The 20,105-nt window shown below is 52.0% G+C and carries 16 protein-coding genes, 2 tRNA genes and 1 pseudogene; 1 reads left to right on the forward strand and 18 read right to left on the reverse strand.

Annotation, left to right across the window (positions count from 1 at the left end):
- Window positions 1-9: 9 nt before the first annotated feature.
- Genes ACT3RR_RS17245 through ACT3RR_RS17255 form a run of 3 tightly spaced genes read right to left on the reverse strand, consistent with a single transcriptional unit; the run spans window position 10 to window position 3,301 of the window.
- On the reverse strand, window positions 10-1,179 hold the full coding sequence (locus ACT3RR_RS17245) for an ABC transporter permease (protein ID WP_396132298.1): 1,170 nt from the start codon (window positions 1,177-1,179) through the stop codon (window positions 10-12).
- Window positions 1,176-2,324: an ABC transporter permease gene (locus ACT3RR_RS17250; protein ID WP_353503877.1), complete on the reverse strand. Its 1,149-nt coding sequence runs from the start codon at window positions 2,322-2,324 to the stop codon at window positions 1,176-1,178. The genes ACT3RR_RS17245 and ACT3RR_RS17250 overlap by 4 nt, the downstream gene beginning before the upstream one ends.
- A 5-nt stretch (window positions 2,325-2,329) precedes the next feature.
- Window positions 2,330-3,301, reverse strand: a complete 972-nt coding sequence (locus tag ACT3RR_RS17255) for an HlyD family secretion protein (RefSeq protein WP_353500686.1) — start codon at window positions 3,299-3,301, stop codon at window positions 2,330-2,332.
- 333 nt (window positions 3,302-3,634) lie between these two features.
- Between ACT3RR_RS17255 and ACT3RR_RS17260 the strand changes: the two genes are divergently transcribed.
- On the forward strand, window positions 3,635-4,660 hold the full coding sequence (locus ACT3RR_RS17260) for a luciferase-like monooxygenase (protein ID WP_496200821.1): 1,026 nt from the start codon (window positions 3,635-3,637) through the stop codon (window positions 4,658-4,660).
- 93 nt (window positions 4,661-4,753) lie between these two features.
- Here the strand turns inward: ACT3RR_RS17260 and ACT3RR_RS17265 are convergent, their stop codons facing one another.
- From ACT3RR_RS17265 to folP, 15 genes and pseudogenes are all read right to left on the reverse strand, one after another.
- Window positions 4,754-6,655, reverse strand: coding sequence for a DEAD/DEAH family ATP-dependent RNA helicase (locus tag ACT3RR_RS17265; protein WP_353500684.1), 1,902 nt, complete (start codon window positions 6,653-6,655; stop codon window positions 4,754-4,756).
- Window positions 6,645-6,725, reverse strand: a complete 81-nt coding sequence (gene yrbN, locus ACT3RR_RS17270; RefSeq protein ID WP_096335046.1) for a protein YrbN — start codon at window positions 6,723-6,725, stop codon at window positions 6,645-6,647. The genes ACT3RR_RS17265 and yrbN overlap by 11 nt, the downstream gene beginning before the upstream one ends.
- A gap of 114 nt (window positions 6,726-6,839) precedes the next feature.
- The gene (gene nlpI / locus ACT3RR_RS17275; protein ID WP_034795290.1) at window positions 6,840-7,724 is read right to left on the reverse strand and encodes a lipoprotein NlpI; all 885 of its coding nucleotides are present in this window, start codon (window positions 7,722-7,724) and stop codon (window positions 6,840-6,842) included.
- Window positions 7,725-7,856: 132 nt separating this feature from the next.
- Entirely contained in the window at window positions 7,857-9,977 is a 2,121-nt protein-coding gene (pnp, locus tag ACT3RR_RS17280) for a polyribonucleotide nucleotidyltransferase (protein WP_353500683.1), read from the reverse strand.
- 273 nt (window positions 9,978-10,250) lie between these two features.
- The gene (gene rpsO, locus ACT3RR_RS17285) at window positions 10,251-10,520 is read right to left on the reverse strand and encodes a 30S ribosomal protein S15 (protein WP_034795283.1); all 270 of its coding nucleotides are present in this window, start codon (window positions 10,518-10,520) and stop codon (window positions 10,251-10,253) included.
- A 123-nt stretch (window positions 10,521-10,643) separates the two neighbouring features.
- Window positions 10,644-11,588: a tRNA pseudouridine(55) synthase TruB gene (gene truB / locus ACT3RR_RS17290; protein ID WP_496200822.1), complete on the reverse strand. Its 945-nt coding sequence runs from the start codon at window positions 11,586-11,588 to the stop codon at window positions 10,644-10,646.
- Between the two features lie 2 nt (window positions 11,589-11,590).
- Window positions 11,591-12,001, reverse strand: a complete 411-nt coding sequence (rbfA, locus tag ACT3RR_RS17295; protein WP_034795277.1) for a 30S ribosome-binding factor RbfA — start codon at window positions 11,999-12,001, stop codon at window positions 11,591-11,593.
- 80 nt (window positions 12,002-12,081) lie between these two features.
- On the reverse strand, window positions 12,082-14,775 hold the full coding sequence (infB, locus tag ACT3RR_RS17300) for a translation initiation factor IF-2 (protein ID WP_486031541.1): 2,694 nt from the start codon (window positions 14,773-14,775) through the stop codon (window positions 12,082-12,084).
- Window positions 14,776-14,799: 24 nt separating this feature from the next.
- On the reverse strand, window positions 14,800-16,287 hold the full coding sequence (gene nusA / locus ACT3RR_RS17305) for a transcription termination factor NusA (protein WP_034795271.1): 1,488 nt from the start codon (window positions 16,285-16,287) through the stop codon (window positions 14,800-14,802).
- A 21-nt stretch (window positions 16,288-16,308) separates the two neighbouring features.
- The gene (rimP, locus tag ACT3RR_RS17310; protein ID WP_072009938.1) at window positions 16,309-16,761 is read right to left on the reverse strand and encodes a ribosome maturation factor RimP; all 453 of its coding nucleotides are present in this window, start codon (window positions 16,759-16,761) and stop codon (window positions 16,309-16,311) included.
- Between the two features lie 214 nt (window positions 16,762-16,975).
- Window positions 16,976-17,052 (reverse strand) — tRNA-Met (locus tag ACT3RR_RS17315).
- Between the two features lie 59 nt (window positions 17,053-17,111).
- A tRNA-Leu gene (locus ACT3RR_RS17320) sits at window positions 17,112-17,198 on the reverse strand.
- 99 nt (window positions 17,199-17,297) lie between these two features.
- Window positions 17,298-17,636, reverse strand: a complete 339-nt coding sequence (secG, locus tag ACT3RR_RS17325; protein ID WP_034795265.1) for a preprotein translocase subunit SecG — start codon at window positions 17,634-17,636, stop codon at window positions 17,298-17,300.
- A gap of 255 nt (window positions 17,637-17,891) precedes the next feature.
- Window positions 17,892-19,232 (reverse strand): phosphoglucosamine mutase, encoded by a 1,341-nt coding sequence (glmM, locus tag ACT3RR_RS17330; protein WP_496200823.1) that lies wholly within the window; start codon window positions 19,230-19,232, stop codon window positions 17,892-17,894.
- Window positions 19,219-20,074: pseudogene (folP, locus tag ACT3RR_RS17335) on the reverse strand (dihydropteroate synthase). Before folP ends, glmM begins: the two are co-directional and overlap by 14 nt.
- Between the last annotated feature and the right edge of the window lie 31 nt (window positions 20,075-20,105).

Consider the following 20,105-nt stretch of genomic DNA (forward strand, 5'->3'; position numbering starts at 1 on the left):
CTTCATCCCTTAATCATTCTTTAGCGGTTTCTTGCGATGCAGCAGGCCACGCAGCCGCCCGCTGTCTCGCAAAATCCCCAAGCCAATACCCAAAATGGTATAAATCGCGCCGAGAAGCAGCAGCATCAGCATATCGCCGCCCACCTCTTTGAACGGCAGCCCCATCTGGTTGACCCCCGCAATCGCCTTGGTGGCCCAGGTGGACGGCAGCATGGATGACACGCCCCGCACCCAAGTCGGCATAGCCTGTAACGGCCAAATGGTCCCCGAAATGTAGAACACCGGCATGGTGATGAAAGAGAGCGTCAGGTAGATCATCTCCACGCTGCGCAGACATTCGGTCACCAGTTTACCCAGCCCGAGCACCGCCAGCAGGAACGGGAAGGTCAGCATGATGATTTCGGGAATGGTCGCCGTCTGCCGATACCCCAAGATCCAAGGCCAGAGTACAAACAGCACGATGGACAGGAACAGCCAGATGGGGATTAGCGCCGTCAGCCCGCCGAGGAAAACCGGGATGGCAGGCTTGCCGTCGGGCGCGCTATTGAGGGTGATATTCACCCGCACGCTGGCGATCAGCAAGGAGTGTTGCAGCAACATCACCAGCAGGCCGGGGAAGATGATGGCCGCAAAGCTGATGCCGGGGTTAAACAGGTCCAGCGTCTGGCCGACGATTGGCGTCAGCAGCACATTGGCCTGCTTGCTGTTGAAGCCGCTACGCATCAACAATTCGGTGTTGTACTGGGTCAAAATCGACTGGTAGGCCGCCACCACGTCCTGCTGGATCTGGCCGTTCGCCAGACGGTTAGTGGCATCACCGTACACCGGGATCACCACGTCGCTGCCGGCGAGGATCTTTTTCTCCAGATCGACCGGCATGATGATCACCGCGAACAGTTTGCGCCACGCCAGATCCTTCTCGGCCAGATCCACGCTGTCATAGCTGTTCATCTTGATTTTCGAGGTGGCATCAAGCTGGCGGATAAGCATCCGGCTGGCCGTGCTGTGGTCCTGATCGACCACCGCCACCGGCAAATCCCACACCGTGCGATTGGCGTAAACCGTGCTCATCACGCACAGCGAAATCAGCAACATCATCCACATCGGCTTGTCGAGCATGCCGGTCAGGACTTTAACGAAGGTCTTCCAGTAAGTGGTAAGCCATTGGCGTAGCGTCATTTTCCTGGCTCCTGCTTCTTAAGGCGCAGGTACAATCGCTTATGCACCAGTAATCCAGTGATCAGCGGGTAAATCAGCAAAATGGCGCACACGCTGAAGATAGCGCTGGCTGGCACCTGCCGCAGGAAAATGTCAAACATCGCGTACAGGGCGTGGGTCAGCGGCTCAATATTCGAGATGATCCGCGCCACTAGTGGCATGGACAGCTCCGGCACCGCCATGCCCGAGAAAGTCAGCGCGATACTGACGAAAATCCCCATCAGGGTATAGGCGGTGATCGTGGTGCTGGTGAAGGTGAACAGCAGTAGCCCGATGCTTTGGGCGGCAATCACATAGAAGAAGCTAATCAACACCATAAACAGCGGATTGCCGCTGACCCTCGCGTCAAAAAAACCCACCAGCATGGCGATTTCCACCAGCAGCAGCGTGGTGAAACACAGGGTATAAGGCGCGAGTTTGCCCAACAGCGCAAAGGTAAAAGACGGCGCGCCCAGCAGGGACTGGCTGCGCGCCATCACGTAAATCATGCACGTCACGGTAAATAGCTGAATCAGGTGGATCATCGCCGCAAACTGCTGGTAGTAAATGTAGCTGCCGCTGGCGTTAAACAGGCTGCCATACAGCAGCTCCACGCTCGCCAGCGGCGGCATGGTTTTGCCCATTTCATTGGCCAGAATCGCCCGATATTGACTATTTAATTCAGTGATTAAACCGCTGAAGTCCTGCGTGGAGTAAAGCCCGGCGCCGTAAAACAGCGCATTGTAATAGAGCACCACGCTTGGCTGTTTGCCTTCCAGCGCGTCGGCCTCAAAGTCAGGCGGAATGTAGAGCAAGGCGTAATCCTGCGCGGTGCGCAGCCGATGCTCAGCCTCCTGCAACCCACCGTCAAAAGTCTGCACGTGGGCGTGCGAACCGGCGTCCATCTTGCGGATCAGCGTTTTGGATAGCGTGCTGTGGTCGTTATCCACCACTGACACCGGCAGGTTCAGCAAGGTACCCTCGGAGAAGTTACTGCTGATCAGGATGAACAGCAGTAAAGGGAATATCCAACCCAGCCAGTGGATCACCGGCTTGCGAAAGGCGTCGCGCGTTTCACGGTTGAACGAGCGAGAGAAACAGCGCCAGCCGGCTTTTACCCGGTACATTGCCACTACTCTTTCCAGTTCCACAGCGCGCTCATGCCTTGGCGCATGTTAGGCACTTTTTGCAGCGGATAGAGCCGAACTTCAAAGGTTTTCAGGTCAAAGTCGCCAGTGGCGCGGGTGGCGCGCTTGGTGGCGTAATCCCCCAGTGGCGCGATGTAACGCACCTCGGCTTCCACTTCTTGGTTATTGAGCGCGGGAACGCGAATTCTGATTTTGTCGCCTTTATGTATCCCGGCGAGGATGTCTTCACGCAGGTTGAAAACGAAATAGGCGTCCGGCAAGCGCAGCAGAGTGAGCAACGGGCTGGAAGCACTTTGCAGCTCCCCCACTTCCACCGGGATTGGCCCGACTTCGCCATCAACCGGCGCTTTGACCTGTAAGTCATCCGTTTGGGCTTTCACTTCCAGCAGGTCTTCTTCGGCCTGACGCAGTTGGGCGGCATAGCTTTGGCGTTGCTCGGCACGGTCGCCATTAACGCCTTCATCGAGGTTGGCTTTGGCGACTAATACTTGCTGATAAGCGCTGTCGCGCGCGCGGCGGGAATTCTCTAAATCTGATGCAGAAACATAGCCTTTGGAGGCCACTTTGGCATTACGATTGTACTCGTCGCGTGCATTGGTGTACTCAGTTTGCGCCTGTCCCAACGTCGCTTTCAGGTTGCGGATGCTCTCTTCGCGGGTGCCGTTAATCGACAATTCCAGCTGTGATTTGGCCTGATCGCGTGCCGCCTCCAGTGAGCGTAACTGCGCCATCAGTTCCGGACTGTCGAGAGACATCAGCAGCTGCCCGGCTTTCACATCATCGCCACGCTCAACGTAGCGTTCAATCACCCGGCCTTTGGCCTTAGACGCAACAATCACCTCCGGCGCGTCCACTTCTCCCTGCAATAATAAGTCCTGGTTGCCCGCGCGGAAAAGTACCGCCAGCGAAATGGCCACTGCTACTAACAGCAGGGTCAATAACATTCTCTTACTCATTGTTTTAGCTTCCTTTTTATTTGCCAGAGTGAAACTCAGCGCGAGAACCCTCGAGATTCGAGCATTGGCATTTCCATTTCCATCGAACGTCGTCCGTTGCTATTTGCGTCTTCAGGTCATGAAGAGGACGCATGATAGCGGGGTGCGGTCTGGTTTTTTTAACACGAAACAACATATTGGTTAAAATTATAAACTAAACCAAATACATTCACCCAAAGCCAAATACATAGAGCACAAATCAAGTATTCAGCCCAAACATATTCGGTAATACTGACCTGTATAATTAGCGGGCGATTGGCTTCGCCCTCAGCCCTCAACGAGTGAGCGACGACTATGTCTGAGAAATACACCGTTCCCCTTTCCGTGCTGGATTTAGCCCCCGTACCTCAAGGTTCAAGCCCTAAACAAGCCTTTCATTCTTCGCTGGAGTTAGCGCAACACGCTGAAAAGCTTCGCTATAAGCGTTACTGGATGGCCGAGCACCACAACATGATTGGTATCGCCAGTGCGGCGACCTCGGTACTGCTTGGCTTTATCGCTGGCGGCACCAAAACCATCCGTATAGGCTCCGGCGGCGTGATGCTGCCCAATCACTCACCCTTAGTGATTGCCGAGCAGTTCGGCACCTTGGCAACGCTCTATCCGGACCGTGTCGATCTGGGCCTGGGCCGTGCGCCGGGCACTGACCAGCGCACGATGATTGCGCTGCGCCGCCATATGTCTGGCGATGTGGATACTTTCCCGCGCGACGTGCAGGAGTTGCAGCACTACTTTGGCGATGTCCAGCCGGGCCAGCCTGTACAAGCCGTGCCGGGTCAGGGCCTGCACGTACCGCTGTGGCTACTGGGTTCCAGCCTGTATAGCGCACAACTGGCTGCAGCACTAGGTTTGCCGTTTGCCTTCGCCTCCCACTTCGCACCAGACATGCTGTATCAGGCGCTGGCGATTTATCGCAGCCAGTTCAAACCTTCCGAGCAGCTTGAAAAGCCGCATGCCATGGTGTGCATCAACGCCATCGCGGCCGATACTGATGAAGAAGCGCGCCGCATGTTCACCTCGAACCAGCAGCAGTTCATCAATCTGCGTCGCGGCAATCCGGGCAAACTGCCAGCGCCGGTGGATAACATTGAAAGTCTGTGGTCGGCGTCTGAACGCTTTGGCGTAGATCAGGCACTGCGCATGTCAGTGGTGGGGAATAAAGAGACTATCCGCACCGGCCTGCAAAATATCCTGCGCGAAACCGAAGCCGACGAATTGATGATTAATGGCCAGATTTTTGACCATCAGGCGCGCTTGCACTCTTTCGACATTGTTTCGCAGTTGCAGGGCGACCTGGTGAAAGAAGTGCGGATCGGCTAACGCCCTCTTCTTCCTTCCTATATTGCACGCATAAAAAAACCAGCCCGCAGGCTGGTTTTTGTTTATCTGACGTTTGCCGAAGCAAAAGCCAAATTATGCGTCAGTAGTACGACGCGGAGCACGGCTTGGAGCGCGACGCTCACCGGCTGGTGCGCTGCCTTCACGACGTTCGCCATTGAAAGGACGGCCACGGCCACCTTCACGACGTTCACCGTTGAAAGGACGCGGAGCACCGTTACCACGACGCTCACCGCCTGCACCAGCAGGACGTTCACGACGTGCAGCCTGTGGCTGTGCATCACCCAGCAACTGCATGTTCATCGGCTTGTTCAGGATACGAGTGCGGGTAAAGTGAGACAGGATCTCGCCCGGCATGCCTTTCGGCAACTCGATCGTTGAATGCGAAGAGAACAGCTTGATGTTACCGATATAACGGCTGCTGATGTCGCCTTCGTTAGCGATAGCGCCAACGATGTGACGAACTTCAACACCGTCATCACGACCCACTTCGATACGGTACAGCTCCATTTCGCCAGCGTCACGACGCTCACGACGTGGACGATCGCCATCACGTGCAGGACGATCACCATCGCGAGATGGGCGTTCACGGCGGTCACCGCGATCATTACGATCGTCGAATTCACGGCGTGGCGGACGGCTTTTGAACACTGGATCAGCAGCAACGATCAGTGGACGTTCGCCCTGAGCCATTTTCAGCAGTGCTGCGGCCAGCGTTTCGATGTCCAGCTCTTCTGCCGGTTGCAGTTTTGCCAACAACGCGCGGTACATATCCAGATCGCTGCTTTCCAGCTGCTGCTGAACTTTAGCGGCGAACTTAGCCAGACGACGCTCACCCAGTACATCCGCAGTTGGAATTTCAACTTCTGGAATGGTCAGCTTCATTGTACGTTCGATGTTGCGCAGCAGGCGACGTTCGCGGTTCTCAACGAACAGCAGTGCGCGACCAGCACGACCAGCACGACCGGTACGGCCGATACGGTGAACGTAAGACTCAGAGTCCATCGGGATGTCGTAGTTAACAACCAGGCTGATACGTTCTACGTCAAGACCACGTGCTGCCACGTCGGTTGCGATCAGAATGTCCAGACGGCCATCTTTCAGACGCTCCAGAGTCTGCTCACGCAGAGCCTGGTTCATGTCACCGTTCAGCGCTGCGCTGCTGTAGCCACTGCGCTCCAGAGCTTCAGCCACTTCCAACGTAGCGTTTTTGGTACGCACGAAGATGATGGCTGCGTCGAAATCTTCAGCTTCCAGGAAACGAACCAGCGCTTCATTCTTACGCAGGCCATACACAGACCAGTAGCTCTGACTGATGTCTGGACGGGTAGTGATGCTTGACTGAATGCGCACTTCCTGTGGATCTTTCATGAAGCGACGAGTAATACGACGAATCGCTTCTGGCATGGTTGCAGAGAACAGCGCGGTCTGATGTTCAGCCGGGATCTGCGCCATGATAGTTTCAACGTCTTCGATGAAGCCCATACGCAGCATTTCATCGGCTTCGTCCAGTACCAGACCGCTCAGGTTAGAGAGGTTCAGAGTACCGCGTTTCAAGTGGTCCAGCAGGCGACCTGGGGTACCCACAACAACTTGTGGCCCCTGACGCAGAGCGCGCAGCTGGACGTCATAGCGTTGGCCACCGTAAAGGGCAACAACGTTCACGCCATGCATGTGTTTAGAGAAGTCGGTCATTGCTTCAGCAACCTGAACTGCCAGTTCGCGAGTCGGTGCTAAAACAAGAATTTGTGGTGCTTTCAAAGAAGCATCAATGTTGTGCAGCAGTGGCAGAGAGAAGGCTGCAGTTTTGCCGGAACCGGTCTGAGCCATGCCCAGAACATCGCGGCCGTTCAACAGGTGAGGAATACACTCAGCCTGGATTGGTGATGGTTTTTCGTAGCCCAAATCGGTAAGGGCAGAAATGATTGGAGCGGACAGCCCCAGGTCAGCAAAAGAGGTTTCAAGCTCAGTAGTCATGTACACGTGCCTCATTAATAATGGCAGCCAGTCTACATAACTCGTCGAGAAAATTTTCTGTCATTTTCATTGAAAAGTGTGAACCGGCTCAAATTAGATTATAAAACGAACAAAGCAACCCTCGCCCGTTAAGGCGCTTAAAAATGGTTAAACCATGGTTAAGAAGGCTGATTGGTGTCGTCAGCTATTGCTGGTCCGATTCTGATAGGTCGTCTTGCTCTTGGCCTAATAGCGCCAATTCCAACAATGCATAGCGGTGCTCAACAAAATTATGAACGTTGTTAGCTACCGTCAGTTTGAACAGTGCCAAGGCGCTGTTCTTGTCCCCCAGACTTAGGTAATGCTTACCTAAATAGAAGTCAGTTTCACTGAGATGCTCAGCGAGCGAAGTGTTATCCGTTGCTTCCGCCTTTAGGCGTTCCATCAGCGTTTTTTCGCTGATCTTACCCAGGTAGAATTCGACGATATTCCATCCCCATTGCCCTCTGTCCGCTTTGTCGTAACGCTGTTGCAATGCTACGTCGGCATTCTTCGGATTGATTTCTCGCTCCGCAAGATAAAGCCATAACGAACGGAAGGGATCATTTGGATCGTCTCGATAAAACGCCTGCAGATCATCCTGCGCTAACGAGAATCGGCCACCGTAATACAGTGCGATACCTCGGTTCAAACGCGCGTAGTTGTAAGTTGGATCAAGCTCTAGTACAGAATCAAACGCTTCATAGGCAGCATCAAAATTGCCTGCCTGCGTTAGGTAAATCCCCAGGTAGTTGAAAACTTCTGGCATATCAGGACGAATAGACAGCGCTTGTGAAAAATCATTTCGCGCTAACGCTCTAAGTCCAAGGCTATCATACAGTACACCGCGCTCATATAACAGCTGTGCGCGTTCATCGTCTGTCAAAGCCCGGCTGGCAAGAATTTGTTCCATGCGCGCCAATATGACTTCCTGCTGCAACGTAGGCTGCAACGGAATCGCCAGAACTTCATTTTTACGCCAATCATGGTTGCTGCATCCTGCCAACATAAGTGCTGTCGCAACATAACACCAGCGCAAGAAAGGCTTCATTTCCACTCCCGAAGACAAACATTGGATTAACATCCTGTCATCCGCCTGCTTAACACAAGTGCATCCTGCGCTCATGATACGAGCAGCTCTCTGCCTTATAGACAGAGAGCTGTAAAACAAATGTTACAGATATTACTCAGCTGAAGGCTCTGCAGTTTCATCCGAGCTTGGCGTAGTCGCTTCTTTGATGCTCAAGCGAACGCGGCCCTGACGGTCAACTTCCAGAACTTTAACTGGAACTTCTTGACCCATCTGCAGATAGTCAGTCACTTTCTCAACACGCTTATCAGCTATTTGAGAGATGTGGACCAGACCTTCTTTACCGCCGCCGATAGCCACGAAGGCACCGAAATCTACGATACGGGTAACTTTACCTTGGTAGATACGGCCAACTTCGATTTCAGCAGTGATCTCTTCGATACGACGGATAGCGTATTTCGCTTTCTCACCGTCGGTCGCAGCGATTTTAACTGTACCATCATCTTCAATTTCAATGGTAGTGCCGGTTTCTTCAGTCAGCGCACGGATCACTGAACCACCTTTACCGATCACGTCCTTGATTTTATCTGGGCTGATCTTGATGGTGTGGATGCGTGGTGCGAACTGAGAAATATCACCGCGCGGCGTGCTGATAGCCTGTTCCATCACGCCCAGAATGTGCAGACGCGCACCCTTAGCCTGGTTCAGAGCAACCTGCATGATTTCGCGGGTAATACCTTCAATTTTGATGTCCATCTGCAGTGCGGTAATACCGTCACGGCTACCGGCCACTTTGAAGTCCATGTCGCCCAGGTGATCTTCGTCACCCAGAATGTCAGACAGAACTACAAAGTTTTCGTCTTCTTTAACCAGACCCATCGCGATACCAGCAACGGCCGCTTTGATTGGTACACCTGCGTCCATCAGTGCCAGAGAAGCGCCACAAACGGAAGCCATTGAAGAAGAACCGTTAGACTCGGTGATTTCAGAAACAACGCGCACGGTGTACGGGAAGTCTTCTGGTTTAGGCATCATCGCCAACACACCGCGTTTCGCCAGACGACCGTGACCAATTTCACGACGTTTTGGCGAGCCAACCATACCGGTTTCACCTACAGAGTATGGAGGGAAGTTGTAGTGGAACAGGAAGCTATCTGTCTTCTCGCCCATCAACTCGTCAAGGTTCTGTGCATCACGGGCAGTACCCAGCGTTGCAGTAACCAGTGCCTGAGTTTCACCACGGGTGAACAGAGCAGAGCCGTGAGTACGAGGCAGAACGCCAGTACGCACGTCCAGACCACGGATCATGTCTTTTTCGCGACCGTCAATACGCGGCTCGCCACGCAGCACACGGCTACGAACGACGTTTTTCTCGATGCTGCCCAGCAGATCAGAGATTTCGCCAGCGTCCAGCGTCTCATCTTCAGCTTGCAGAGTCTGCACAACTTCAGCTTTGATGGTGTTGATCTGAGTGTAACGCTCTTGTTTCTCAGTGATCAGGTAAGCATCACCCAGACGAGCTTCGGACAGAGCAGCAACGCGTGCGTGCAGTTCTGCATTCACGACTTCTGGCTGCCAATCCCACTTCTCTTTACCCACTTCAGCAACTAAAGAGTTGATGTTGTCGATAACGATTTGTTGTTGTTCGTGACCGAACACGACTGCGCCCAGCATCTGATCTTCGCTCAACACTTCAGCTTCAGATTCAACCATCAGCACAGCGCCCTGAGTACCGGCAACCACCAAGTCCAGACGGCTGGTTTTCAGTTCGTCAGCGGTTGGGTTCAGAACGTATTGGTCATTGATGTAACCAACGCGTGCAGCACCGATTGGGCCATTGAATGGAATACCAGACAGGCTCAGTGCAGCAGAAGCACCAATCATCGCAACGATATCTGGGTTCACCTGTGGGTTCAGAGACACCACGGTAGCAATAACCTGAACTTCATTCAGGAAGCTATCTGGGAACAGTGGACGAATTGGACGGTCAATCAGACGTGAAGTCAGCGTTTCGCCTTCACTTGGGCGGCCTTCACGACGGAAGAAGCTACCCGGGATACGGCCAGCAGCGTAAGTACGCTCCTGATAGTTCACGGTCAGTGGGAAGAAGCTCTGACCTGGTTTTGCTTTCTTTTGGCCAACAACAGTAACGAATACTGCGGTGTCGTCCATGCTAACCATAACTGCGGCTGTCGCTTGACGAGCCATCATACCGGTTTCAAGCGTTACGGTATGTTGACCGTATTGAAATTTACGAATAGTCGGATTAAGCAATGTAATATCCTTTTTTGTGGCGCGCAGCTGTTATGACAGCAGTTCACGCCGATAAATATCCGAGCTTCTCACTACATTCTCGCGACTAATGACAATCCTTATATACCTGACAAAGTGGCAATAAAGTCTCTCATTAGCCGCGCGAAAACATCTGTAATGGAAGTTCATGTTCTTAAAAGTACTACAGAAACAACAGCCATACAGTAACCTGATTTGCTGTCGCTTCCTAGAATAAAGGGGCCTATTGGCCCCTTTACACTGAAACTCGCTTGATTAGCGACGCAGACCCAGACGCTCGATCAGGCTGGTGTAACGTGCTACATCTTTACGCTTCAGGTAGTCCAGCAGTTTACGACGCTGAGAAACCATACGCAGCAGACCACGACGGCTGTGGTGATCTTTTTTGTGCTCTGCAAAGTGACCTTGCAGATGGTTAATTTGAGCAGTCAGCAGAGCAACCTGAACTTCGGTAGAACCACTGTCGTTAGTGCCACGACCAAAGTCTGCAACGATTTGAGCTTTAGCTTCAACGCTTAGAGACATAATCATACTCCAAAATATTATAGATAATTAATACGGGTGCCGATCTCTAATTCAGCTACCCAATGCATAAGCTGCGCTATTCTACTCTTTGCATAATACGATCGCAAGGTGAGCAGAAATGACTTACTCGGTGTATTCAACCACCAAACGACGCGGCGCAATGCGGCCATCATCGTCAATTTCACCGACGCCAATGAACTTACGTTCTTCGCCTTCGGTGATGCGCACCATGCCTGACGTCGGGGCGCCGGAAGCCTGTACGGGTTGCCCCTGCTTCACGTATCCCGCCACAACAGGCAAAAGGTTTACTTCAGGGAAATCTTCGCAAGCGCTGTCCATTGGCAATAACAGAGGGTCCAGTAACAGGCGCGGTTCAATGCCTTCGGCTTCAGCCTGGGCGATCAGCGCATGCAGCTGTTCCATCGTCACCATGCGTTCGAAAGGATAAGTCGCCACCTGCAAGCGACGCAGGTAAGTCACGTGCGCGCCACAGCCTAGCTTTTCACCCAAATCGTCAACGATAGTGCGGATATAAGTGCCTTTGGAACAGTGGATCTCAAGCTCAACCTCAAAGCCTTCCCAACGAATGAACTTCAGTTCATACACGTTAATCGGGCGAGATTCGCGAGGGACTTCAATCCCCTGACGGGCGTACTCATAGAGCTTCTTCCCTTCGTATTTCAGTGCGGAATACATAGAAGGAATTTGCTGAGTTTTGCCGCGGAAGCTATCCAGTGCTTCATCCAACTGCTGTTGGTTAAAGGTGACATCGCGCTCGGAGATAATCTGACCTTCTGCATCAGAGGTATCCGTGCGCTGCCCCATGCGGGCAACAACGCGATAACGCTTGTCTGAGTCCAGAAGGAAACGCGAGAACTTGGTCGCTTCACCTAAGCAGAGTGGCAGCATACCGGTAGCCAGTGGGTCTAGCGCACCGGTATGGCCCGCACGGTTGGCGTTATACAGACGTTTTACTTTTTGCAGCGCGTCGTTAGAGGACAGACCAAGGGACTTATCCAATAACAGAACGCCGTGAATATCACGGCCGCGACGACGTGGGCGACTCATTGTTATTCCTCGTCATCACCTGCAGCAGAACGACGCTCAGCGTCATTCTTCACTACGTTCGTCACCAGGTTAGACATACGCATGCCTTCAACCAGTGAGTTGTCGTAAGCAAAGGTTAACTCTGGAACAACACGCAGACGCATGGCTTTACCAATCAACGTGCGGATGAAACCAGACGCGTCCTGCAAAGCTTTAATGCCATTCTTAACACGATCAGGGTCGTGATTGTCTGTCGTCAAAACATCTAAAAAGGTCACGAAGACTTTGGCATAGGCCAGATCACGAGACACTTCAACGCCAGAAACGGTCGCCATGCCTACGCGCGGGTCTTTGACTTCGCGCTGTAGGATGATGGCGATCTCTTTTTGCATCTCTTGGGAGACACGTTGGGTACGGCTAAATTCTTTTGCCATGATAAAACTCCTTCAGACAATCTCCAGACAAAGAGGGGGGCTCAAGGCCCCCCAACTGGATATAAGCGACGTCGCTAAGATTACGCGATGGTACGTTTGATCTCGATGATTTCGAATACTTCGATCACATCGCCAGTACGCACATCGTTGTAGTTCTTCACGCCGATACCACATTCCATGCCGTTACGAACTTCGGCAACGTCATCTTTGAAGCGGCGCAGGGATTCCAGCTCGCCTTCATAGATAACCACGTTGTCACGCAGTACACGGATTGGGTTGTTACGCTTAATCATACCTTCAGTAACCATACAGCCTGCGATTGCGCCAAATTTCGGTGACTTGAACACGTCACGAACTTCAGCCAGACCAATGATTTGCTGTTTGTATTCTGGCGCCAACATACCGCTCATCGCCTGCTTAACTTCGTCAATCAGGTTATAGATGACGGAGTAGTAACGCAGATCCAGACTTTCGCTTTCTACGACACGGCGAGCAGATGCATCGGCACGTACGTTGAAGCCAAGGATGATAGCGTTAGAAGCAGCAGCCAGCGTTGCGTCGGTTTCGGTGATACCACCTACGCCCATACCAACAATCTTAACTTTCACTTCGTCGGTAGACAGATTTTGCAGCGCGTCAGAAATCGCTTCACAAGAACCTTGTACGTCAGACTTCAGAACGATGTTCAGTTCAGAAACTTCGCCTTCGGTCATGTTCGCAAACATGTTTTCCAGTTTAGATTTCTGCTGGCGAGCCAGTTTAACTTCACGGAACTTACCTTGACGATACAGGGCAACTTCACGAGCTTTCTTCTCGTCACGTACAACAGTCACTTCGTCACCGGCAGCAGGAACGCTAGACAGACCCAGCACTTCCACAGGGATAGAAGGACCCGCAGACGAAATGTCACGGCCCAACTCATCACGCATTGCACGAACACGGCCGTATTCGAAGCCACACAGGATGATATCACCCTTGTTCAGCGTACCCTCTTGAACTAGGACAGTCGCCACTGGGCCACGGCCTTTATCCAGGAAGGATTCGATAACCACACCGCTTGCCATACCGCTGCGAACTGCTTTCAGTTCAAGAACTTCGGCTTGCAGCAGGATAGCGTCCAGCAGTTCGTCGATACCTGTACCTGCTTTCGCAGAAACGTGTACGAACTGAGACTCGCCGCCCCACTCTTCTGGCATAACGCCGTACTGAGACAGTTCGGTGCGAACGCGATCTGGATCCGCTTCTGGTTTATCAATTTTGTTTACTGCAACCACGATTGGCACGCCAGCGGCTTTCGCATGCTGAACAGCTTCGATGGTTTGTGGCATTACGCCATCATCTGCAGAAACAACCAGAACCACGATATCCGTTGCCTGAGCACCACGAGCACGCATTGAGGTAAATGCGGCGTGTCCTGGAGTATCCAAGAAGGTGATCATGCCGTTTTCAGTTTCAACGTGATAAGCACCGATGTGCTGGGTAATACCGCCGGCTTCGCCCGCTGCGACTTTCGTTGAACGAATGTAGTCAAGCAGAGAGGTTTTACCGTGGTCAACGTGGCCCATGATGGTCACAACTGGAGCACGTGGCTCAGCAGCTGCTGACGCACCTGTATCACGGTCGCTCATCAGCGCTTCTTCCAGCTCGTTTTCACGACGCAGGATAACTTTATGGCCCATTTCTTCAGCAACCAGCTGAGCAGTTTCCTGATCGATAACCTGGTTGATGGTCGCCATCGCGCCCAGCTTCATCATCGTTTTGATGACCTGAGAGCCTTTAACAGCCATTTTGTTCGCCAGCTCAGCAACGGTGATGGTTTCACCCAGCACAACGTCACGGTTTACAGCAACAACTGGCTTATTGAAGCTCTGTTGCAGCGTGCTTGGCTTACGTTTGCCTTTACCGTTACGACCTACAGCGCGCGCTTCTTCGCGGTCTGCTTTAGATTCAGACAGTTTATTGCCTTTCTTCTGCTTGGTCGCTTTGCCACCGCGAGTACGGCTGCGACGATCGCCTTCAACCTTGGCGTCATTTTCGTCTTCAGCTGCACGAGCGTGGGTAGAAGTGGTGACATGATAGTCAGCGGATTCGGATTCGCTTGGCGCAACAACTTCAGTCCAGACGCCAGAGTCAGCCATTTTACGGGCCTCTTCTGCAACGCGTTTCGCGTTTTCTTCGATCTTACGCTGGGCTTCTTCTTCCGTTTTGCGTTTCAGCTCTGCGGCTTCAGCTTCACGGCGTGCTTTCTCTGCCTGAGCTGGTTTGGTTACTTCGTCGGTATGTTGATTTGTCACTTTGTCTTTTTCCGCTGCGTCGCGCTTAGCTTTTTCAGCGGCCTCACGTTTGGCTTGCTCTTCGGCGGCGCGCTTCGCTTTTTCTTGAGCTTCGCGCTGGGCTTGCTCTGCTGCTGCACGCTGTGCCTGTTCTTCCGCTTCACGCTTCGCCTGCTCTTCCGCTTCGGCCTGGGCTTGTTCAGCTTCGGTCATATCACGTTTTACATAAGTGCGTTTCTTGCGGACTTCGATTTGCACCGATTTACTCTTTCCGCCGGTGCTCGGAATGTTCAGTGTACTACGCGTTTTGCGTTGTAAGGTCAGTTTGTTTGGAGCACTACCGTTTCCACGGTTCAAGTGCGCCAATAATGTCTCTTTTTCTTGCTGGGTGACAGAGTCAGCTTCAGACTTGTCGATCCCTGCATCAGCAAATTGCTGTACCAGGCGATCAACCGGAGTTTGAATCTCTGCTGCCAGCGATTTTACGGTTACATCTGTCATGCTGTTCCTTCCTGCTACAGTTTATTACGCATTGTCGCCAAACCAGCAGATATTGCGCGCGGCCATGATAAGTTCACCAGCCTGTTCGTCACTAAGACCTTCAATATCCGCCAGATCGTCGACACCCTGCTCGGCAAGATCTTCCAGCGTACAAACCCCATGTGCAGCCAGTTTAAATGCCATGCTACGTTCCAGACCCGCCAGGTTCAGCAAATCTTCTGCAGGCTTATTGTCGCCGAGACTTTCTTCCTGAGCTAAAGCCAGTGTAGTTAATGCTTCTTTCGCACGTTCGCGCAGAGCATCTACCGTGTCTTCATCCAGGCCATCGATTTCTAGCAATTCTTTCATTGGCACATAGGCCAATTCTTCGAGCGTTGAGAAACCTTCTTCTACCAAGACAGTGGCGAAATCTTCGTCGATAGCCAGATATTTGGTGAAAGTTTCAATCGCGGCATGAGCCTCAGCCTGATGTTTGGCTTGCAGGTCATCCGCAGTCATAACGTTCAGTTCCCAACCGCTCAGTTGAGAGGCTAAACGTACGTTTTGGCCATTACGACCAATCGCCTGAGCCAGATTGCTGGCTTCAACAGCGACATCCATAGTGTGTTTGTCTTCGTCAACCACGATGGAAGCAACATCGGCAGGCGCCATAGCATTGATAACGAACTGGGCAGGGTTGTCGTCCCATAATACGATATCGATACGCTCGCCGCCTAATTCGCTAGACACGGCCTGCACGCGAGCACCGCGCATACCAACACATGCACCCACTGGGTCAATGCGTTTGTCGTTGGTTTTAACGGCAATTTTGGCACGAGAGCCTGGGTCACGAGCTGCTGCTTTAATTTCAATCAGCTCTTCACCAATTTCTGGTACTTCGATGCGGAACAGTTCAATCAGCATCTCGTTACGAGAACGGCTGACGAACAGCTGTGCGCCGCGTGCTTCTGGGCGGACGTCATACAGCACGCCACGAATACGGTCGCCAGAGCGGAAGTTTTCACGTGGCAGCATGTCTTCGCGCAGAATAACCGCTTCAGCATTGCTGCCTAAATCGAGAGCGATGCTATCACGGTTAACTTTCTTAACCACGCCAGTGACGATTTCGCCTTGCTGTTCGCGGAACTGCTCAACCACCATCGCACGTTCAGCTTCACGTACTTTTTGTACGATAACCTGTTTCGCGGTCTGAGTTGTAATACGGTCGAAGGTGACAGACTCAATCTGATCTTCGATGTAACCGCCTAATTCAATAGAAGGGTCTTCGTATTGGGCAGCTTCAAGGGTGATTTCACGCGTTGGTTGCGTAACTTCGTCAACAGCAACCCAACGGCGGAAGGTGTCAAAGTCACCAGTTTTACGATCGATGGTGACGCGGACTTCAATTTCTTGTTCGTACTTTTTCTTAGTCGCTGTCGATAACGCAGTTTCCAGCGCTTCAAAAATCTTCTCGCGCGGGAGTGATTTTTCATTAGAAACCGCTTCTACAACAGCCAGAATTTCTTTGTTCATCCTAGTTGCCTCATCCAAACTTTAAAAGTGGGGTACCAGGTTCGCTTTCTGGATATTGCTCAGCGCGAACACTTCATCTTTGCCTTCCACAGTAACCGTGATCATTTCGCCTTCGACAGCCTTAATAATTCCCTGCCATTTGCGACGGTTCTGCATAGCCATCCGCAGTACCAGACTCACCTCGTCACCGAGAAAACGTTGGTAATGTTCAGCGGTAAACATAGGGCGATCGAGACCGGGAGAGGAAACTTCCAGGTTGTATGCAACAGTGACGGGGTCTTCGACATCCAACACGGCGCTAACCTGGTGGCTGACATCAGCACAATTATCAACTGTGATCCCGTCTTCACTATCAATATAGATGCGTAGCGTCGATTGGCGAGCTCTTACGAACTCGATGCCTACCAGCTCGAAGCCCAATGCTTCAACCGGTGCTGAAATCATCTCTGTTAATTTTTGTTCTAATGTGGACAAGCCCACCCCCAAGACATAAAAAAAGGGCCTAATAGCCCAGTGATTCTGCTGCCAAATAACAAAAAACCCCGATAAATCGGGGCTTTATGAAACTGGACCCTGTTCGCCGAAAAGCGACTTCGGCGCAACTTTCGAAAGTGTTATTTCAAATTGAAACTGCAGAACATAACAGGAGGAAACTGAAAGTCTATTTGAAATAAACACTTAGGGAAAGTGGTTGCGGGGGCCGGATTTGAACCGACGACCTTCGGGTTATGAGCCCGACGAGCTACCAGGCTGCTCCACCCCGCGTCCGAAAACGTGGCAAATACTACGCCGATAACCGCTTAAAAGCAAGTTATCACAAAGATTGGTACCGAGGACGGGACTTGAACCCGTAAGCCCATTCGGGCACTACCACCTCAAGGTAGCGTGTCTACCAATTCCACCACCTCGGCACTTATTTTTCACAATCGCTTCTACTGTCCAAGCATAAGCCATTGATTGAAAAGCTTACTTCCACTTCTTTATAAGAGCAATAACATTCAATCTACAGATTAATGAGGAACATCACTGTTAGGCGCTGCAGGAGCCGCTGGTGCAGTTGTCGTCTGCTCAGTTTTCGCTGGCTGACCTAAGTTCTCCCACTCACTACCTTGCTGGCCCTTATGGGTACTCATGTTGCCCAAGATCAAGCTAATAACGAAGAAAAGCGCCGCTAAAATAGCTGTCGTACGGGTCATGAAGTTACCGGAACCACTCGAACCGAACAATGTGCCAGAAGCACCTGCTCCGAAAGAGGCTCCCATATCAGCACCTTTACCTTGTTGCAGCATAACCATAGCCACCAGGCCGATTGCTACGAGAAGGAAAATCACCAGAAGAGCTTCGTACATAGTAGTACCTGTATCCTTGCGGGTTCACCGCATGCTAAATGCTTCTCACCAATTTAGTGGGTTTCAATGACCCACTGAAGCGGGTGTGAATACTAACCAAAGGTGTATGGGGACGCAAGGGCAATTTGACGAGGATTGTTCGTTTGCGGAAAAAAACGTCAAAAGCTGTCAAAGTCTGTGCGTCAGAAAAATTTCGGGCCTTTTTCATGCTCAAAAAAGGCCCAAATTATTTTAAGAATCAGTGCTGTTACTCAATTATGGCTTTGACGCTTTTACGGCATCAGCAATTCGGTTAGCCAGCATTTCTACTAACGCGCCGTCTTCACCTTCCACCATAACGCGAATTAACGGCTCAGTACCTGATTTACGCAGTAATACTCGGCCACGCCCTGCCAGCTGTTTTTCAACGTCAGCAGTAATGGTTTTCACTTCTTCAGTTTCCAGCGGGTCATGGGTTCCGGCGAAACGAACATTAACCAGCACTTGTGGCAGTAATTTCATGCCGCTGCACAGGTCATGCAGGCTCATGTGGTTACGCGCCATGGCGGTCAGAACTTGCAGACCGGCCACAATACCGTCACCGGTGGTGGTTTTATCTAACAGGATCACATGGCCTGAGTTTTCGGCACCAATGCTCCAGCCCTTCTCTTTCATCTTCTCAAGAACGTAGCGGTCACCAACTTTGGCGCGAGTGAATGGAATACCTAGCTGTTTCAATGCCAGCTCAAGACCCATGTTACTCATCAAGGTGCCCACCACGCCGCCTTTCAGCTGGCCCTGGCGCAGACCTTCGCGCGCAATGATATACATGATCTGGTCGCCATCGACCTTGTTGCCTTCATGGTCAACCATGATGATACGGTCGCCGTCGCCATCAAAGGCCAGACCGACATCGGCCTTTTCAGCCAGAACGCGCTCTTGCAGCAGACGAACATCCGTCGCGCCGCATTTTTCGTTGATATTCATCCCATCGGGTTCGCAGCCGATAGCGATCACTTTCGCGCCTAACTCACGCATCACGCTTGGCGCAATGTGGTAGGTCGCGCCGTTTGCGCAGTCAACCACGATTTTCAGGCCATTCAGGCTCAGTTCGCTTGGGAATGTGCCTTTGCAGAATTCAATGTAGCGGCCAGCGGCATCCACAATGCGGCTGGCTTTACCCAGCTCTGCCGACTCAACGCAGGTCAGCGGCTTATCCATTTCGGCTTCAATGGCTTCTTCAACATCGTCAGGCAGCTTTGTACCGTCGATGGAGAAGAATTTGATGCCGTTGTCATAATAAGGGTTATGAGAGGCTGAAATGACGATACCTGCTTCCGCGCGGAAGGTGCGGGTCAAGTAAGCAACGGCCGGAGTTGGCATTGGGCCGGTGAAAGAGGCGGAAAGACCTGCGGCAGCAAGGCCGGCTTCGAGTGCTGATTCCAGCATATAGCCAGAAATGCGGGTATCTTTGCCAATAATGACTTTGCGCGAACCATGGCGGGCGAGGACTTTACCTGCGGCCCAGCCCAACTTTAATACGAAATCAGGCGTGATCGGGCTTTCGCCAACTTTGCCACGAATGCCATCTGTACCAAAGTATTTACGGTTGCTCATAATTTTTATTCTTCCCTTGCTGAAAGTGTTGCCTCAACGATACGCATCGCCTCGACGGTTTCTTTTACGTCATGCACTCTGATTATTTGCGCGCCCTGCATTGCAGCAATAACGGCGCAGGCAATACTTCCACTCACCCGATTTTCCGGGGACACATTGAGTAACTGCCCAATCATCGATTTTCTCGACATCCCAACCAGTAATGGCAACCCAAAATGGTGGAATTCAGCCAGCCTTGCGAGCAGCTGGTAGTTGTGGTTTAAATTCTTACCGAAACCGAAGCCTGGGTCGAGCAACAATTTATTTTTCGGAATACCCGCGCTCACACAACGCGCAATTTGTGCGGCGAAGTAGCTATCGATTTCACCAATCAGATCGTCATATTTCGGTGAATGTTGCATCGTTTTTGGCTGCCCCTGCATGTGCATCAGGCAGACAGGCAGGCCGCTCGCCGCAGCGGCTTCTAGGGCGCCAGGCTCTTGCAGAGAGCGAATATCATTGATGATGTGGGCGCCAGCGGCGGCTGACTCTCGGATAACCGCGGCTTTCGAGGTATCGACGGATATCCAAACTTCCATCCGGCGATAAATAGCTTCGACCACGGGGATGACGCGGGAAAGTTCTTCATCCTCGCTGACCTCTGCCGCGCCCGGACGAGTAGACTCGCCGCCGATATCGATTATCGTTGCGCCGGCATCAACCATGGCCTGAGCATGCTGCAGTGCCAAATCAATGCGGTTATGGCGACCACCGTCAGAGAAAGAATCTGGCGTAACGTTTAGGATCCCCATGACCTGAGGAAATCTGAGGTCTAACGAAACCCCTTGGGCGTTTAGCAGCATGCTGGTGTCCTATCGCTTCTGATAAATATTC

Origin of the sequence: Ewingella sp. AOP8-B2-18, assembly GCF_052376015.1 — a bacterium.
Taxonomy (GTDB): Bacteria; Pseudomonadota; Gammaproteobacteria; order Enterobacterales; family Enterobacteriaceae; genus Ewingella; species Ewingella allii.

Coding starts and splice junctions, on each gene's coding strand:
- ACT3RR_RS17245 (WP_396132298.1), bottom strand. CDS start 1,179: ATGACGCTACGCCAATGGCTTACCACTTACTGGAAGACCTTCGTTAAA.
- ACT3RR_RS17250 (WP_353503877.1), bottom strand. CDS start 2,324: ATGTACCGGGTAAAAGCCGGCTGGCGCTGTTTCTCTCGCTCGTTCAAC.
- ACT3RR_RS17255 (WP_353500686.1), bottom strand. CDS start 3,301: ATGAGTAAGAGAATGTTATTGACCCTGCTGTTAGTAGCAGTGGCCATT.
- ACT3RR_RS17260 (WP_496200821.1), top strand. CDS start 3,635: ATGTCTGAGAAATACACCGTTCCCCTTTCCGTGCTGGATTTAGCCCCC.
- ACT3RR_RS17265 (WP_353500684.1), bottom strand. CDS start 6,655: ATGACTACTGAGCTTGAAACCTCTTTTGCTGACCTGGGGCTGTCCGCT.
- yrbN (WP_096335046.1), bottom strand. CDS start 6,725: ATGAAAATGACAGAAAATTTTCTCGACGAGTTATGTAGACTGGCTGCC.
- nlpI (WP_034795290.1), bottom strand. CDS start 7,724: ATGAAGCCTTTCTTGCGCTGGTGTTATGTTGCGACAGCACTTATGTTG.
- rpsO (WP_034795283.1), bottom strand. CDS start 10,520: ATGTCTCTAAGCGTTGAAGCTAAAGCTCAAATCGTTGCAGACTTTGGT.
- truB (WP_496200822.1), bottom strand. CDS start 11,588: ATGAGTCGCCCACGTCGTCGCGGCCGTGATATTCACGGCGTTCTGTTA.
- rbfA (WP_034795277.1), bottom strand. CDS start 12,001: ATGGCAAAAGAATTTAGCCGTACCCAACGTGTCTCCCAAGAGATGCAA.
- infB (WP_486031541.1), bottom strand. CDS start 14,775: ATGACAGATGTAACCGTAAAATCGCTGGCAGCAGAGATTCAAACTCCG.
- nusA (WP_034795271.1), bottom strand. CDS start 16,287: ATGAACAAAGAAATTCTGGCTGTTGTAGAAGCGGTTTCTAATGAAAAA.
- secG (WP_034795265.1), bottom strand. CDS start 17,636: ATGTACGAAGCTCTTCTGGTGATTTTCCTTCTCGTAGCAATCGGCCTG.
- glmM (WP_496200823.1), bottom strand. CDS start 19,232: ATGAGCAACCGTAAATACTTTGGTACAGATGGCATTCGTGGCAAAGTT.